At 66.3% G+C, this 15,192-nt stretch carries 16 protein-coding genes; 5 read left to right on the top strand and 11 right to left on the bottom strand.

Going from position 1 to position 15,192, the window contains the following annotated elements; genetic code table 11:
- Nucleotides 1-798: 798 nt before the first annotated feature.
- Nucleotides 799-1,404, bottom strand: coding sequence for an HAD domain-containing protein (locus MICNX66_RS02595; protein ID WP_029266251.1), 606 nt, complete (start codon nucleotides 1,402-1,404; stop codon nucleotides 799-801).
- A gap of 459 nt (nucleotides 1,405-1,863) precedes the next feature.
- Between MICNX66_RS02595 and MICNX66_RS02590 the strand changes: the two genes are divergently transcribed.
- The gene (locus MICNX66_RS02590; RefSeq protein WP_136025420.1) at nucleotides 1,864-2,541 is read left to right on the top strand and encodes a hypothetical protein; all 678 of its coding nucleotides are present in this window, start codon (nucleotides 1,864-1,866) and stop codon (nucleotides 2,539-2,541) included.
- Between the two features lie 173 nt (nucleotides 2,542-2,714).
- Here the strand turns inward: MICNX66_RS02590 and MICNX66_RS02585 are convergent, their stop codons facing one another.
- From MICNX66_RS02585 to MICNX66_RS02565, 5 genes are read right to left on the bottom strand one after another with little or no spacing between them, the layout of a single operon-like run.
- Nucleotides 2,715-4,034, bottom strand: coding sequence for a 5-methylcytosine restriction system specificity protein McrC (locus MICNX66_RS02585; protein ID WP_029266257.1), 1,320 nt, complete (start codon nucleotides 4,032-4,034; stop codon nucleotides 2,715-2,717).
- Nucleotides 4,019-5,200: an AAA family ATPase gene (locus MICNX66_RS02580; protein WP_158698515.1), complete on the bottom strand. Its 1,182-nt coding sequence runs from the start codon at nucleotides 5,198-5,200 to the stop codon at nucleotides 4,019-4,021. Before MICNX66_RS02580 ends, MICNX66_RS02585 begins: the two co-directional genes overlap by 16 nt.
- An 8-nt stretch (nucleotides 5,201-5,208) precedes the next feature.
- Nucleotides 5,209-5,766, bottom strand: coding sequence for a hypothetical protein (locus MICNX66_RS02575; RefSeq protein WP_029266261.1), 558 nt, complete (start codon nucleotides 5,764-5,766; stop codon nucleotides 5,209-5,211).
- Nucleotides 5,767-5,768: 2 nt separating this feature from the next.
- A complete protein-coding gene (locus MICNX66_RS02570; protein WP_051667921.1) occupies nucleotides 5,769-6,791 on the bottom strand; it encodes a DNA adenine methylase in 1,023 nt (340 codons plus the stop codon).
- A complete protein-coding gene (locus MICNX66_RS02565; protein WP_051667923.1) occupies nucleotides 6,769-7,851 on the bottom strand; it encodes an adenine-specific methyltransferase EcoRI family protein in 1,083 nt (360 codons plus the stop codon). Before MICNX66_RS02565 ends, MICNX66_RS02570 begins: the two co-directional genes overlap by 23 nt.
- 200 nt (nucleotides 7,852-8,051) lie before the next feature.
- On the opposite strand from MICNX66_RS02565, the gene MICNX66_RS02560 reads away from it, so the two are divergent.
- The gene (locus MICNX66_RS02560; protein ID WP_029266267.1) at nucleotides 8,052-8,276 is read left to right on the top strand and encodes a hypothetical protein; all 225 of its coding nucleotides are present in this window, start codon (nucleotides 8,052-8,054) and stop codon (nucleotides 8,274-8,276) included.
- A 33-nt stretch (nucleotides 8,277-8,309) separates the two neighbouring features.
- Here the strand turns inward: MICNX66_RS02560 and MICNX66_RS02555 are convergent, their stop codons facing one another.
- The 3 genes from MICNX66_RS02555 to MICNX66_RS02545 all read right to left on the bottom strand — a co-directional run bounded on the left by MICNX66_RS02555 (nucleotide 8,310) and on the right by MICNX66_RS02545 (nucleotide 11,359).
- Nucleotides 8,310-9,110, bottom strand: coding sequence for an abortive infection family protein (locus MICNX66_RS02555; protein ID WP_029266269.1), 801 nt, complete (start codon nucleotides 9,108-9,110; stop codon nucleotides 8,310-8,312).
- Between the two features lie 435 nt (nucleotides 9,111-9,545).
- Nucleotides 9,546-10,580: an alpha/beta fold hydrolase gene (locus tag MICNX66_RS02550; protein ID WP_187663209.1), complete on the bottom strand. Its 1,035-nt coding sequence runs from the start codon at nucleotides 10,578-10,580 to the stop codon at nucleotides 9,546-9,548.
- A gap of 35 nt (nucleotides 10,581-10,615) precedes the next feature.
- Nucleotides 10,616-11,359: a phosphotransferase gene (locus tag MICNX66_RS02545; RefSeq protein WP_187663208.1), complete on the bottom strand. Its 744-nt coding sequence runs from the start codon at nucleotides 11,357-11,359 to the stop codon at nucleotides 10,616-10,618.
- Between the two features lie 107 nt (nucleotides 11,360-11,466).
- Between MICNX66_RS02545 and MICNX66_RS02540 the strand changes: the two genes are divergently transcribed.
- Complete coding sequence (locus MICNX66_RS02540) at nucleotides 11,467-11,904, top strand: hypothetical protein (protein WP_187663207.1); 438 nt, start codon at nucleotides 11,467-11,469, stop codon at nucleotides 11,902-11,904.
- A 3-nt stretch (nucleotides 11,905-11,907) separates the two neighbouring features.
- On the opposite strand, the gene MICNX66_RS02535 is transcribed toward MICNX66_RS02540, so the two are convergent.
- Both MICNX66_RS02535 and MICNX66_RS02530 read right to left on the bottom strand, forming a co-directional pair.
- On the bottom strand, nucleotides 11,908-12,753 hold the full coding sequence (locus tag MICNX66_RS02535) for a transposase (protein ID WP_187663206.1): 846 nt from the start codon (nucleotides 12,751-12,753) through the stop codon (nucleotides 11,908-11,910).
- A gap of 43 nt (nucleotides 12,754-12,796) precedes the next feature.
- Nucleotides 12,797-14,122: a VCBS repeat domain-containing M23 family metallopeptidase gene (locus tag MICNX66_RS02530; protein WP_187663205.1), complete on the bottom strand. Its 1,326-nt coding sequence runs from the start codon at nucleotides 14,120-14,122 to the stop codon at nucleotides 12,797-12,799.
- 166 nt (nucleotides 14,123-14,288) lie between these two features.
- Here MICNX66_RS02530 and MICNX66_RS02525 point away from each other — a divergent pair, with 166 nt between their 5' ends.
- Nucleotides 14,289-14,594: a DUF7882 family protein gene (locus MICNX66_RS02525; protein ID WP_187663204.1), complete on the top strand. Its 306-nt coding sequence runs from the start codon at nucleotides 14,289-14,291 to the stop codon at nucleotides 14,592-14,594.
- A gap of 36 nt (nucleotides 14,595-14,630) precedes the next feature.
- Nucleotides 14,631-15,155: a hypothetical protein gene (locus MICNX66_RS02520; RefSeq protein WP_187663203.1), complete on the top strand. Its 525-nt coding sequence runs from the start codon at nucleotides 14,631-14,633 to the stop codon at nucleotides 15,153-15,155.
- Nucleotides 15,156-15,192 lie beyond the last annotated feature (37 nt).

Below are 15,192 nucleotides of genomic sequence, written 5' to 3'. Positions count from 1 at the left end.
CCCGAGAACCGGGGATACCCATCCGAGCCACGCGGCTCCCGCAGCGAGTACCCGCGCAGCATCGCGAACAATATTCAGGGTATTCCTCGGTCTAGGCTCCGGGGTCCATCTCCCGCCGAAAACGATCGTCTTCGGCAGTCACCTGGGCGCACTGCTGCAGCGTACGACACGCTGACGAAAACCCACCGCAACCCTCTGCCGAACCCAATACGCACGGAAACGACAAGTGAACAGTTTTGGCTGAATCGCACAACGGCGTGGCCACCGAGCATGGGTGACACATGCTGTCAGCAATGCCAGGCGTGGCACGCAAAGCGGGGTTGTGCCACTTCAACGCGGTTCCGACAGTTAAGCTCGTGCTCAGCCCCATCTCACTTCAAGGGGTGTGTTTCTAACCGCCGATATTCACAGTTATCCGAACTATCGGCGCGAAGCCCCATTTTTCGGGGTTGAGAGCGAAACGTACGGACCGTTCCAGGGGCGGAGCTCAATTCAGGCTCCAGCGGCGGTGCTCAGTCGCCTGAGCCGTTGGGCAACACCCCTTTGCGGAATCCTGGTTGATGGGCCGCGACGTCGCTACGCGCCGCGTGGAACATGCACGCGGCCACAATGAGCGTTAGGCATACGCTGCACGTGTTTACGAGCGCTACGGCGGCACCCAACCACATCTCCCGGACCGAGCATTCGGGGCGGCTGACGTCCCGCGAGTCAGCAGACCTTGACCGCCCGAATGACAGCGCCACCTTTGCCCCGCATCCTCAGCGGCACGACTGGCTACTGGCCTCGGCAAAGGCGCTATTAGGGAGCGTCCTCATTCAGCCAGCTTTCGACCCGCTGCAGATCGCGCGGCAGGAGCCCCGGCAAGGACCTTGTCCGCAGGAGCAGGCGCTGATGATTCTGTTGCGGTCCCCATGGGTCGGCCTTGATGCCCACGTTCCCGATTTCATCGTCGATCCATGCGAATCGCGCCGGCTGCACACGGTCAAGAAGCAGTTCAGCGGCCCGACGCTTCCACCACCACTCGGAGTTCGAGTCGAATGCGATGCTCTGGTCAAAGCGTTGGTCGATGATCGTCTTACCCTCGCGAGTATCCACCGAGGGATGATCTGCGCGATGAGGCATCAGCCCGTCGAGACCGAGCGCAGCCTCGAACTCGTCGAGTAACCACGGCTGCTCCAGCCAGGTAGTCAGCCAGGCGCCCTGGACGTCCGAGCGAGCGAGGATCGCTCGAAGCCTTCCGACCACCAGCGGCCTCCAGCGGATCTTCCACCTACCGACTTCCGCCACGGCCAGTTGCTCTCCGCGAGTGTTCTTAAAGCCGTTGAGCACGCCATCGATGTCCAAGGCGATCAGCGTCACCGTGCGCTCGCTCGGCGTCAACGACGTGACGCTCGGCTGGTCCATTTGTCCATCCCTCACATGGCGTTAATACCACTCGCAGAAAAGGCAAAGCTGCCAATTCGCAGAGTCGCGACGTGCAAAAATGGCGGACTCATTGATACATGAGTAGAAATCCTTTCGGAATGCATCCCGCACTCCACGAAACTTGTGGTTTTAGTCCGCGGCAATGACATATCGTTCAGCTCATGGCACGAACCAACGGAGGGCACGGCGACGGTTCACGACCGACACACGAAGACGTGCAAGCCCTCGTCGACGCCATCGTCCGCTTGTCGGATGACCCTGCATGGCTCATCTCTGCACAGTTCATGCACACGCCGCAGGAGGAACCTCATCGCAGTCGCACGCCAAACTCGAATGCATGGCTCGTAGACGGAGGCGACGTCGAGACGGTTATGAAGATTATCCAGACCGTCGGGCGGCGTTGATCCGGCCGGCAACCCCAAAGATCAAGGAGCACTCGTGACAGGGAACGCATGGCGAGATGAAATGGATCCCTTCCAAGTTCGCATCATCGATGAAACGGCAAAGAGGTTTAGCGATACTCAGGCCCGGCTGACAGGCGACGACCACGCACGGTGGGACAGTCTTCCTCCAGACGCGAAAACGAACGTATCGGACCTCGTCGCTGCTGTGTATATCGCGCACAGTCAAGCACTTGCGGCGATCGTGCCAGAGGCCGGAGAGTTGGTCAGTGGCTCTCCGCAAAGGGCCCCCGAGGCATGCGGATTTGATGACGAGGACTATGACTCAGCGGATGACGAGTACGAGCACGGAGTGGACGATGAGCTCGACGTCATTCTAAGCTCGCGCGGCTGGAGGTCTGCCCGCACGGATCGTAGTCTGCGCCATGACGGCTCAGACCGTTGGTGCCTGCTGAAGCCAGGACGCGTGCAAGTCTTCGTGAGTCCCGTCGTTCGCCGCGGCTTCGAAGTCATGATCTGGGTTGGCGGCGAGTTGTTGGAGCCACAGCTGTTTGAGATCGACACGGCAGCTTTCATCTCCGTCGTTCCTGCAATGGAGCAAGCTGTGGAACGAGCGTCGTTGCGGCAACTAAGCGATGCTGACCTACTGGCCTCGGTTGTAGAGGCTGCGAACCCTGTCATGCGACAGCAATCGGGTAACGCAAGTAGCGAGTAACACCGTTACCAGCGTACGGACAGTAAGCGCCAATATCCCGACTCTAGCGAGCGCTCTGGCTGAGTTTGAGCATCGTTCTCGATGACATTGGCGCGTGTTCCGCGTTCAGAAATCCACGTGAGTGAACGGACGGCGGCCGTTCACGGTGGTGGAGTCGAGGATAACGACCGGTCTCATGGCGCCTCAGGAGGGCTCATCTCGGGCGGAGGAATCAACTCGCCGTCGAGCCAGGCGCTAATCGTCTCGATGAGCAGCTGAGGGCCGTCCGGATGAGCCAACGCCATGAGGTTGAGCGGCAGCGCGGTCAGCTCGATGTCCTCGCTGCCCAGAGCTGACGGCACGCGCCACACGGTCGGCTCAGCACGCTCGGCCACTGGGTACGCCAAGGAGACCCTGCGACAGCCCAGGACGTGGCCCGCGGTGAGGACCTGATACGTGTCCGGGGCCTTCGGGCGTGATCCAACGCGCTTGTACTTGGAGTCGATGACGGCGACCGCCGCGCTCTGATGGTCTCGAAAGACGACATCGGGGGTGGTTTCAAGTCGCGAGCCGTGCCCTGCGATGACCTCGCCGAACTTCGTCGTGTGCTTGCTCACCCGCTCGCCGCGGGAACTCGCGGCTCGGGTGCACAGCCAGTACACGTAGTTCTCGTAGATCGCATCGGAGTTCCAGAGAAAGCCCGACAGAGCGTGCTCACCGCTGGCGTGATGGACGCCCGCACCCTCAAGTAGGAGGAGCCCCACGATTCGTGCCGGCTCGAGCCCTTGGTGCTGTGTGCCCAGCACGATCCGCTGCGCGTCGAGGAGGTGAGGCGGCCTCCGGTCTACATGAGATAGCCCAGCGGCGATTTCCCTCATCGCGCGCGACCGGCCGGGGGCCTTCACGATCGCAGCAAGGCAGTCCGCTGCCCACCGCAGCAGCCGTGCAAGTGAGGTGTCGTCGGTGAGGAGGTCGGCGACGTACGGGAGTTCCCAGGGGCGTGAGATCCACCGGTCGAGGCGCGCCACATCGAGGCTCCCGCGCAGCACCGTTCCGGACGATGCTTCGGTCCAATAACCGCGAGGCAGGCCGCGTGCAGCGCCCTTCGCGTATGACGTCAGAAACATCTCGGCGAGGAGGTCGGGGAGCGAGAACTCGGCCAGTTCGTGTGCGGTGGTGAACGCGTCGTCGACATGCCCGCCCTCGACGATCGAGAGGATGCGCCAAAGCACGGTCTGCCAGCTGCCCTCGACCGTGCTAAGAAACTTCGGAGCGATCTCGATGTCGGTGCTTCCGACCCTGACGAGCCCGGTGACCGCCTCTGCCCGCAGCAGTATGCGACCGTCGCCGACGTCCTCCACCCGGATGGGATCGCTCGCGAGACCAAGCGCGCGTCGCCAGCGCTTGTTCGCCTCGGTCAGAGCGACGAGGTCGATCTCATCAACTCGATGCACCGCCGGGGCACCGTACTCCTGGAGTCGGATTCGCGGCGACGCGACTACCGAGCCAGCCACCTGAAGGATCGTTTGATCGTGTCGAGCGGGAGCTCGCTCGTCCGGACCGGCGCGAGGGCACGGGCCTGCGCAGTCCCACTCTTCGACGCCCGCAGGGTCCACGCGTAGTCGCCCGTCGGGGGCGCCGTGTCGACGTGGAGCAGCTGCATGAGCTGCTCGGGCCGTCCCGAGTATCGATCCTCGAGCTGTGGGAAGAGCACGTCGTCCCAGGTTTTCGACAGGCTTCGCCAGGCGTCGGTCTCTGAGATCGGCTGCTCGGATTCGTCGGCGGGCGTCACCGTCGCCGGAATCGGCGTCAGGAGCCCGTGGCCCAGCTCGAACTCCGAGCCGAGGTCGGAGGCGATGACCACGTTGAGCCGATCGAGCAGGAGGTATGCGGTCTGGAACGGGTCCAACGTCTCCAAGTTGTCCTCAGTCGGCGTCGGGATCGCCGTCGTGTCCAGGCCCCAATGACCGGCGAGGGCGTCAAGGTCCGGCCGCATCTCGATCCGGTCGAACCGGCGCGCGAGCGCGCTGTCGATCGGGACCGCAGCGCGATCCACGCTGTTCATGGTGGCGACGACGTAGACGTGCCTCGGGAAGGTAAAGCCGTCGGGGATCGTCGTTGACGCCCCACCCGGCCGATGGAGCTGCTCGCTTGCACCGTCGGCAAACGTCAGCTGTCGGAGCGGCACTGGGAGTGGGACGCTGCCGCCGTCGCGGTAGTCGAAGTCTAGAAAAGTCATGAATTCGCCGAAGATGCGTGCCGCGTTTCCGCGGTTCACCTCGTCGATGAAGATCACCACGGAGTTGTACTTTGAGTCGTCGTCCGCGAGCTCGATCGCCGCATCCAGGAACACGCCGGCCCACGGCTCGAGGCGGGTGCCCTCGGCGTCCATGGCCGGCCTGAGCCCCAGGACGAAATCCTCGTAGCCGTACGACTGATGGAACGTGGTCCACACGACCTTCGCCGGGAGCGGGATCGTGATCGGCTGCTTGGGTCGGCTGAAGGGCGACGCGGCGTCGCTGGGATCGAACAGGATACCGCGGCTGCCTTCCGGAGGCTCCTGCAGCGACTGGAAGAGCTGGCTGATGAGCCGCGTCTTGCCGGTTGCCGGCGGACCGTAGAGCAACACGTTTCGTCCGGCGCCCCACGACGCAAAGATGTCATCGATCTTGTCAGCCACGCTCCACCTCACCCCGCATCGATCACTCCGCCCACGGTCTTGCCCTGCGTGTACAGATCCCATGCCGGGTCGTTCCTCGCCATGGCAGTGGGGCGGACGCCCTTGGTGAAGCCAGCGTAGTAGTCACCTTCAACCGTCTTCGCGATGTAGATGCGCAGGCCGCCCTCGGGGAAGAACGGACGCGCCTCCTCTTTGTTCCGCACATCGTCCGGTGCCGATGGGAATCCGCGAGCGACGGTCCACGCCGGATGGCGTTGCGAGTTCGGTTGTTGCCGGTTCTGCCGCGCGATCCGCATCCGTCCGCCCGCCTTACGCTGAAACTCAATCGGTCCTGAGATCCCCGGCACGCCAGCGACCCCGGCCTGGATTGTGATCGCAGGCAGGGCGTCCACGTTCGTTCCGGCCACCCCCAGAAAGTCGAGCGTCTCGGGCACGATCGACGCCGGGACCTCGATGTACAGCGAACCGCCACCGCCGCGAATCTGATAGTGGCGCTCGATGTTATAGAACTCGCCGGGTTGGACGTTTCGCCACCAGATGCGCTCGATGTTCAGCTTCTGCGCCATGCTCAGAAGACCTCCACGTGATAGAGACGTTCCAGCACGGATCCGTCCTTGACTCGGTCGTTGCTCCGGTAGCGGAGATGCGGCTGCTCGTGCACGGTGACCTTGCCGAAGTCTCCCAGGATCGAGAGCAACTCTTCCCCACTCACCTGTCCATCCTCACTGTAGGAGATGAACACGTGGCGAGCATCGAGCCGCTCCATCGTGGCCCGGAAAGCGCGACCGGCGCTGCGGCGGTAACAGAAGTCCGAGGCCTGGTCCATCCACGGACGCAGTCCGCCGTCGCCTGCTGCCACCGGCTCGTCCTCCTGGGCGAGGGTCTCGAGGACGTGGTAATTCCCGGCATACTGGCGCTTCGTGTACGGCGGATCAAGATAGACCGCCTCCGTTCGGAGCGACGACGCCAGATCCTCGACGGAGCCCTGCAGCACGGTGTGCTCGCCCGGCGTGGTCTCGAACTCGAGCGGCTCGAAGGTGAGCGGGCGAAGGGCAGTACTCGATAGCGTCTTGCGGAAGTACCCGTAGGTACCGCTGATGTTCGCTACCTTGTTCGTCGCGAGCAGTAGATGCTGGAGCAGGACGCTGTGTTCGAGCTCAGTGAGCGAACCAGCCGCCCTGAGCTCGAGAATGCCCGCACGCACGCCGTCGATGTGCGCGGCGTTCTCGGCGGAGAAGTAGAGCCTCGGCGCCCGGCCGTTTGCTGGGGCACCCGCGGCTCCAAGCTCGCGGGAGAAGTACCCCCGTCGAGGCTCGGCGGCGCGCATCCACTCGAGTGCCTCGGCGTAGCCACCGAACACCTTGAACTCGGGAGGCTTCTTCGCGAGCAGCCGCGTGCGCGCGTGAATTACCGGGAAGGTGAGCGCATCCGAGGCCGTGACGTCGTAGCCGGCACGAGCGAGCGCGAGCGACACGGAGGCCGTTCCGCACATGGGGTCCGCGATGCTCGACCCAGCAGGGACGATTTCCGCGATCTCGCCGACGATCCAGTCAGCGAGCTTGGTCTTATTACCGAGGTAGCGATACGACACGCGCGTCCAATCCCCGATTCCCGCCCGAAAGGCGCCGGTTTCGCACGACGATCCGGTCGTACATGCGTCGATAGCCGCGCGGTGTCGGCAGGTAGAACCGTGGGCCGCCCTGCTGGTAGGTGCCCTTCTCGGCGATCTGGGACATGGGCTGGCCCAAGGTCTTGCTCGACCCGACGATCTCGAACTGCTCTGGGTTGTACTTGTCGATGAACGTGATCGGGACGCCCATGAGGCCGGCGTAGTCGGACGGAATATCCGCGGTTTTGCCGACCTCGATTGCGTCGAAGTTCGCGTAGCGCGGATAGTCGGCCTCGCGGTATCGCTTAGTCAGTTCGAGGTCTCGGTGCCGCTCGTCATAGTCGAGGTTGGTGAACCAACGAACGCCCTTGACGCGAATGTATCGGTTTCCCTCCGCATCAACCCGGGTCCCTGCAGCCTCAAGCGGGTAGTCGGCTGGCACGCGAAACTCGCGGTCGCCGCTGCGGATGCTCGGGCCGTACCACATCTGGTTGTTCTGGAAGAGCGGGAATATCTCCTTGTAGGTGAGCGCGTTCATGTTCCCGAGGATGATGAACTGCTTGTCGTGCTCGACGAGCTGGGCGACGAACTCGCGGAACAGCGAGAATGGCGGGTTCGTGACGACGATGTCCGCTTGGCGCAGCAGCTCGACGCTCTCGGCGCTCCGGAAGTCGCCATCGCCCTTGAGAGGACGCACGCCGATCTCGTTGGCGTCCGGCACGCGGTTGCCGTTCTTGTCGCCGTCGTACTCGAGCCAGACAGCGCGCGAGGAGTCGCCCCGGCTGAACTGGCCCGGATCCTCGCTCTGGTAGCACGTGGCGATGAGTCGCTTCAGGCCCAGCGCCTCAAAGTTCTCGGAGAAGTAACGGAAGAAGTTGCTGACCCTTGGGTCGTCGCAGTTGAGGTAGACGACCTTGCCGGCGAAGTGTTTCCGGTAGTGACTGAGCTCCTTCTCGATGTCAACCAGCTGGGTGTAGAACTCGTCCTTCTTGGCCCCCCTCGCCGCTGACAGATTGCCATTCGCGGCAGTGATGAGCGTCATCGGCCTGCCCCGTCGAGCTCGAGGTGCGATTTCGCGCAAGAGATTGACCGCGTCATAGTTGCGACGATACGGCGGGGGTCCGACTGCGCCTTGATGGCGCGGCGCGAGCTGGGCTGGGGCATCCACTCAGTGTAATGCTCATTGCACATATCTGTACAGCAGGTTGTACAGATATGTGCATATGGCTATACAGTGTTCGCATGACCGCCGTCGAGCGCGCCGAGACACGGGTGACCCTGCTGAAAGAGGCAGTGGACATCGTCGCACGTCTGCAGGCGAACGAGGCCGAGCACGCCGAGCTGCTCGCCAAGCGAGCGGCGGTGTGCAAGGCGCTTCGCGCAGCTGGCACGCCCATCAAGGAGCTCCAGGAGGCGCTCGGCGTCAGCCGGAGCCGGGTGAATCAGTTACTGAGCGACGTGGCTTAGCCGCGCCCGAAGGCCTCCGACGGCCGCGCCTGCCTACCGCCCCATCTGGCGGTCGTGCGTCGACAACATCAGGTCGGCGACGTGTACAACCTCGCGGATGACGTAGCGCGCCGCCTCAGCAGTCACTCCGGTGAGGAGCGTCCGGCCGTGGCCGGTGCCCTGCAGATTCCGCAGCTCGTTGACGGTGAATGCTACGGTCTTCGCCGACTGGTAGATCGAGGGGACCTGCTTCGCGCCCGGGACCGAGTCGTCGACGACCGCCGGGCGAAGCCCCAGCTTCTCGAACGAGAGCGCCACCAGCGCCGGGAAGTCGGCGCGCTCCGGCAGGCGGTTGCCCTCCTCGAGGACGAACTTCGCGACGGCTTCGAGCAGCTCCTTCGCCCCGCCGAGCAGCGCCGCCGGGTCGTCGATGTTCCGCCGCAGCCGCTCGAGCTGTTCATCGAGCGCGGCGCGACCGCCGGTCTCGAGGTGGATGTCGCCCGCGTACTCGAGCCGTCCGTACGCCGAGAGCGCCCAGCCGGCGTGGGTCACCGCCGCGTGCAGGTCAGCGACGTGCTTGTCGTCGGCATACTTCCCAAACGCGCCGTCGAGCCGGAGCGCGTTGAGCATCCCGTCAACGAGCGCGCCCGCGGGCCGCCGCTCGGCCGCTCGGAACACCGCGAGGACGCGCTGCTGCTTGTTCGGTGCCTGCGTGTTCAAGTCGTAGGGATCAGCGTCGACGTATCCGGCGCCCGCGAAGAGTCGTGACAGCGTGGAGTGGCTCGGCCCGCTACCGCCGCCGAAGAAGAACTGCGCGAAGGCGGCGGCGATCTCGTCGTTGAGCGGGAACGTCATGCTTCCATCTTGGCGGCCGCGGAGACAACACCGGAGTCCTCGCGCAGGCGAGACACGAGTACCGTGAGGGCATGCCCACGACGCCGGACGACCCCACCGAGCGGTTCGCGTCGCTCGCGGAAACGGTGCCGTGGGCGACCCCGCGCCTGGACGAGGACCGCGATCGGTTCGTGGCCAAAGAATAAAGCGCGACCATCGACACGGAGCAGACGCTACCGAATGTCCAGAACCCCGCATCTATTCCGCAGATTCACCGCCAGCTCGCGGCACTCGCTGGCAACCGAAAGCAGGCGCGATCAGGACTGTTCAAAGCACCCGCAAGTCCGCAGAAACCCCTGATAGGGCGAAACTCTTACTCGAAAGGTCACCGGATCGATGCCGGTCGGAGTCACACGGCTGATCATTACAATCAGCCCAGAAACCCTCGCCTAGCTTCTACATGGCGGGGGTTTTGCTTTGCCCTGGAACGACCGCATGCGGCAGCGCGTGGGTCACGAGGCTCACGAGGAATTTCCCGGGCTCCTCGAACATGCACAGGTGTGCGGAGTTCTCGAACCAGACGACGTGCGTCGCGGGCGCCGTCACGGTCTCCAGCCAGCGGGCCACCGGTCCGGTGGGCGTCGTCCAGTCGTGCCGTCCGAGGAACTGGAGGATCGGCACCTCGAACGCGGTCTGGTCGCGGGCGTCGAAGCCGAGCAGGGCCGGCAGCACCTCGGGCATGGTCGCCCGCTGCCCGATGCCGATGAGCTCCAGGTCGGCGTCCGTGTAATACGGGGACAGCTCCTGGGACTCGGTGAAGTACGCGAAGTCGGAGCGATACGCCGAGAGGCCGCCGTAGTACTGCGCCCATCTCCGGCAGGTCACGATGCGCTCGACGGTCAGCGGTTGCTCGCCCGGGTACTCCCCCAGTGCCTGCAACTCCGAGATCGCCTGCTCGTTCCGGTCCGCGACAGCACTCTGCATCGCGTGGCGGAAGCTCGCCACCTCGTTCTCGGGTCCGGAGATGACCTGCCCGACGCCGATAGACGCCCACAGCAGGTCGGGGCGCCGCTGGGCCAGAGTGAGACCGAGGACCGTCCCCCAGCTGTGCCCGAGGACTCCGACCTTCTGCACGCCGAGCTCCCGCTGGAGCCACGCGATCAGCTCCGCGAGATCGTCGACGTACCGGTCGACGCTGAGGTCCATGCCTTCGGATACTGCGCTCGCGGACTTGCCGCTCGCGCGCTGGTCGTAGTTGACGACGGTGAAGTACTCCTCCACGCCTCGTTGCCAGACCCACGACGAGGGCAGCGACGGCAGGGCCGGGCCGCCATGGCAGACGACGAGCACGGGGTTCCGTGTGCTGCGCCCGCGGATCGAGACGAACTGGGAGACACCGCCGAGGTCGACGTACGCCGTCCTGTCGATCGACTCCGGGTTCGGGATCCGGCAGAGATCCGCGATCACTGCGCGGCCGAGGTCGTCACTCATGTCGATCACCATAGGAGAATCACACCGGCGGAACGTCACCCCAGCGCGCGCTGCCACACATCCCGATGCGCGGTGACGTAGTCGAGCGCCGCCTTCCAGTGCGCCCCGTGACCCGTGCGGTACATCGTCCCCCACGGCTCGCGTCCCGTCTCCGCGGACGAGCGCAGCAGATCGAGCATCGCCTGCGTGCGCTGGCGCATCATGTCCGGAAGCTCCGCGCGCAGCTCCTCGTCGGCACCGTATCCATCGACGAAGGCCGCCAGGTCGTCGGCGGAGCGCTGCGGGTCGCGGGCCGGATCCGGAAGCGCGAACGTCTGCGCGGAGAAGGCGAGGTCCCAGGACCGAGTGCTCGGGGCGGCGCCGTCCCAGTCGATGAAGACCCAGCGGTCGCCGAGCATCAGGTTCCACGGCGCCAGGTCGTTGTGGCAGATGAGCTCCTGCGCCGGCGCTGACAGGGGAGGTTCCCAGACCGCATCGGTGGCGGGGACATGGCGCGCCGACACGTCATGGATCCGCCGGACCATCCCGCCCACGCGGCCGAGCTCGGCGGCGGAGAGCGGTGCGGAGTCCATCGCGAGCGTGCCAGGGACGAACTCGATGATCTGCCGCCCCTGCGCGTCTCTACCGCGCGGCTCGGGCGCATCCACTCCGCGGTCCCGCATCGCCTGCACATAGGCGATCACGTGCGGAGTCGCGGCCGTCCACGCCTTCCGGACGGTGTCCCCGACCCGCACGACGGGTCCGCTCGCGTTGCCGCCCTCGAGGACTTCCTCCCGCATCCTCCGAGGCTATCGGAGGCACCTCCGGGAGAGATCACTCCCGATGATGACGAGGGATACCTCCCCCGACGGACGCCGTTCGCCGCGCCCGTGAGCAGAGTGGAATCATGACACGACGCACCCTCCTCCCCGCTGCCGCCCTGCTCCTCGGTGGCACCCTGCTGCTCGGCGGATGCGCCGCCGTGGAGGGTCTCGTGCACAAGCAGTCGACCAGGACGTTCGATGACGTCGACGCCTTCCGCGCGGACGCGCCGGTCGATGCGGACTGGGTTCCGGAAGACGCGACCACGCTCACGCTCCGGACGTCGACGATCGAGGACGCCGACGACGCCGTCCTCCTGTTGGCGAGCACGGCCAAACTGCCGGAGGACTGCGTGGAGACGGAGCGCACCTCTGCCCCGACCTGGACTCTGGACGATGCCCCCTCCGCGTACGAGGCGAAGACCGTCTTCGTCTGCGGCGACTGGAGCGTCATCCCGTCCGACGACGGCTGGTTCGGATGGACGCCGAACTCCGACGAGGAGAAGACCGCCGCCCGAAGCTGACGCTCAGAGGCCGTCGAGGGCCTCGCGCGCCGCCTGCACGGCCTCGGCAGCGGTGTCCTTCTTCTCCACGGCCACGGTGCGCCTCTTCTCCGCGGCGGGACGGTCGCGGGCGACGCGGTCGGCCTCCTGACGCAGCTGCTCCAGCTGCGCTTCCAGCTCGGCGATCCCGTCGGCCAGCTCCTCGGCGCGGTCGTGCAGCGCCTGCACCGCCTCGTCCTCCTTCGCGAGGGCGCGCTCCGCCGCCGCGAGGTCCTTCTCCGCAGCAGCCGCCCGACGTTCCGCGTCCCGGCGCTTCCGGCGCTCCTGCAGTTCGTCCGGAGGACGCGGGGGTTGCGGCTGCAGCGCGGGGAGCGTCCCGGCCACCGCGTCGCGGATGTCGTCCGCCGTGCCCGAGGGTTCCAACGTCCGCACGAGACGTCCGGACGCCACGGCGGCGGCCGCGTCCGGGTCGAAGAACGCCGCGGAGATCGTCTGCTCGACCGCATCCCGCGTCGCCGCCGTCACCCGTTCTCCGCGGGAGCCCGCGAGGTCCGCGGCGGTCTCGGCGAGCCGCCTGGTCAGGGCGCGCCGTTCCCGGCCGAGCTTCGCCAGCGCCGCAGCGTCCAGATCCGCCTGCGCCTCGCGCAGCTCCGCGGCCAGCGCCAGGGCCTCCCCCAGTTGCGCAGCGCGCTCCTGCGCGAAGACGTTGACCACCCAGGCGGCCACCGCCGGCTTGCGGAGCGCCTTCACCTCCGCGGCGAGCGCGCGATCGTCGAGGTCTTTCGCCCGCGCATTCCGGGCGGCCGTGAACTCCTCGGGCGGCCCCGCGTACAGCGCCGCCGCGATGTCATCGAGGGTCGGAGCGGCCATGCGCCCACGATACGCGTCGGCGGGGGCCAGTCACGCGACGGGGCTATTCGATCGCGAGGTAGTCCGCCGCATCCGAGGCCATGAGGATCTTGGTGCCGAATCCTCCGGCGCCATTGCCGGGATAGAGATAGAGCTGTCCTGCGGCCGTGCGCGCGACGAGGTCCGCACGGCCGTCCCCGTTGTAGTCCGCGCCGCCGGTGACCTCGGTGATCTCCTGCCACCCAGTCCCGGCCTGACGCCAGGTACGCAGGCCCGACGCGCCGGTGTAGAGCCTCAGCACGCCATCACCGGCGACCCCGATGAGGTCACCCCGTCCGTCGCCGTCGAAGTCTCCGGCGACGAGGTAGTGGAAACCCTCCCAGCCGTTGCCCACGGTGACGTTCGGAGTGCGGAAGCCGCCCGCCCCGTTGCCGGGGAAGATCACGAGGGTCCCGGTCGGGGACACCCCGATGACGTCCTGCCGTCCGTCCCCGGTGAAATCCGCACCGGAGGTGACGTGACGCATTCCGTACCACCCGGCTCCCGGGGTGGTCGCCGCCCGGAAGCCGCCGGCGCCGTTCCCGGCGTAGTACTCCAGGGCGCCGTCGGAGCGGGCCACGAGGATATCCGCATGGCCGTCTCCGTTGAAGTCCGAGTGGGTGATGTGCCGTCGGGAGTTCGCCCACCCGCCTCCGAACAGCGTGGTCGGGCCGGCGAGGCCGCTGCGGCCGTCCCCCGCTCGCAGTCGGAGGTCCCCGTTGCCCGCGACGACGAGAAGATCGGACTTTCCGTTGCCGGTGAAGTCGGCGGTGTCGATCCCCGCCGCGTCGCTGGCTCCGAGACCGGGGAAGAACAGCGGGATCGTCCCACCCCGCGTGACGTTCGACAGGCAGGTGAATCCCTGGTTGATCTGGGAGTAGACCTTGCCGTTCAGCCACACCTCGAAGTGCAGGTGGTAGGCGGCGGAGTTGCCGGTGTTCCCGACGACGCCGATCTGCTGCCCGCGCAGGACCTTCGTCCCCGGTGCGTACCAGCCGGATGCCGCCATGTGGGCGTACCGGGTGACGTAGCCGCCCGGGTGCTGCACATCGACGTAGTTGCCGTATCCGCCGTTCGACGTGCGGCTCTTGATCACACCGTCGTACGCCGCCAGGATCGGTGTCCCGCCGTTCCGGGAGATGTCGATGCCGTCGTGGGCGCGATAGTTGCCGAGGCAGCCGTCTCCGACCTTCGATTGGATGTTGCCCGAGGCCGGATAGACCATGTAGCCGTCGGAAGCGGCGACCGCGGAGCCGGTCGTGGTGAGGGCCGGCACCAGCGATCCCAGCACGATCGCGAGCACGGCGACGATCCCGATGCGACCAAGACGCAAGCGGGACGTGCGCTTCATCTCGAAGTTCTCTCTTGCTCGGCGGCCCCAGGGGACGTGGTGTCCTCCGCGGTCACCGTACCAAGGGCGGGCGTCCCGCGACGCGAACGCCACCCCCTTCACTCCCGTTCCGCTGCTCTCGCGCCCCGGACGGGGTGAGACCCCGGAGGGGTGTACCGTCAGCATCATGGGAAGACTCCGGTACGACGGGCACTCGGATCCGATCCTCATCGACGATGAGACGCTCGCGCATCTGAAGATCGTCATCGCCACGAAGCTGCGCCGACAGGAGAGCTTCATGATGACGTGGCGGCCTCTCGAGGGCGGCATCGACCGGCGGGCCAGCGTGTGGATCCACCCCGCCATCCCCCTGCAGTTCGGCTTCGACGACGCGGAGCCGCCAGCGGTGGACCCGCACCGCATCCAGCAGATCGTGCAGGCTCTCAACGCCTCCGGCGATCTTCACCTGGACCACCTCACCGACCCGCGCTGAAGCGCTCCGACGTCCGGTACGGAAGGGGCGCTGCCCGTGGACACCGCAGTGATCCCGGCTCTCTTCGTGATCATCCTCGGCCTCATCGTCGGAGCGGCGTTCCTGCGGGGGTGGGTACGGCGCAGCGCGTCCTCCGCGGGACAGCGTGCGGGCGATCGGTACACCGCTGCCCGCACGGAGGAGATCCTCGCCGATCTCGGCGCCACGCTGGTCGTCCGTGACTCCCCCACAGCCGCGGCCGAGATCGTGCGCACGGTCATCGCGGACCGCGGCACAAGCTTCTCTCTGCTCCCCGACGACGCACTGGGTATCCGCTTCGTGGAACCGGACGACACGGTCGCACGACTGGTTCCGGGTCCCGAGGGAACGCTGTTGCGCGTCGAGACCTTCCGCGAGTACCTCGGCTTCCCGCAGACCGCGCCGCTGTGGCGGGAGCTGCGGGCCCTGGTAGCCGCGGAGGCCGCTACCCGTCAGATCGAGGTGGCCGACGGACCCGTCTCCGTGTTCGAGCGGGGCCCTGTGCTCGACGACCGCAACGCGCGCTGGTTCCGCCAGGCCTGATCAGCGTTCACCGGCCCCCGCAGATGGGGGTCACGAT

The sequence above is a fragment of the Microbacterium sp. Nx66 genome, assembly GCF_904066215.1.
Lineage (GTDB): Bacteria > Actinomycetota > Actinomycetes > Actinomycetales > Microbacteriaceae > Microbacterium > Microbacterium meiriae.
This window is presented reverse-complemented; position numbering and strand designations above follow the sequence as displayed.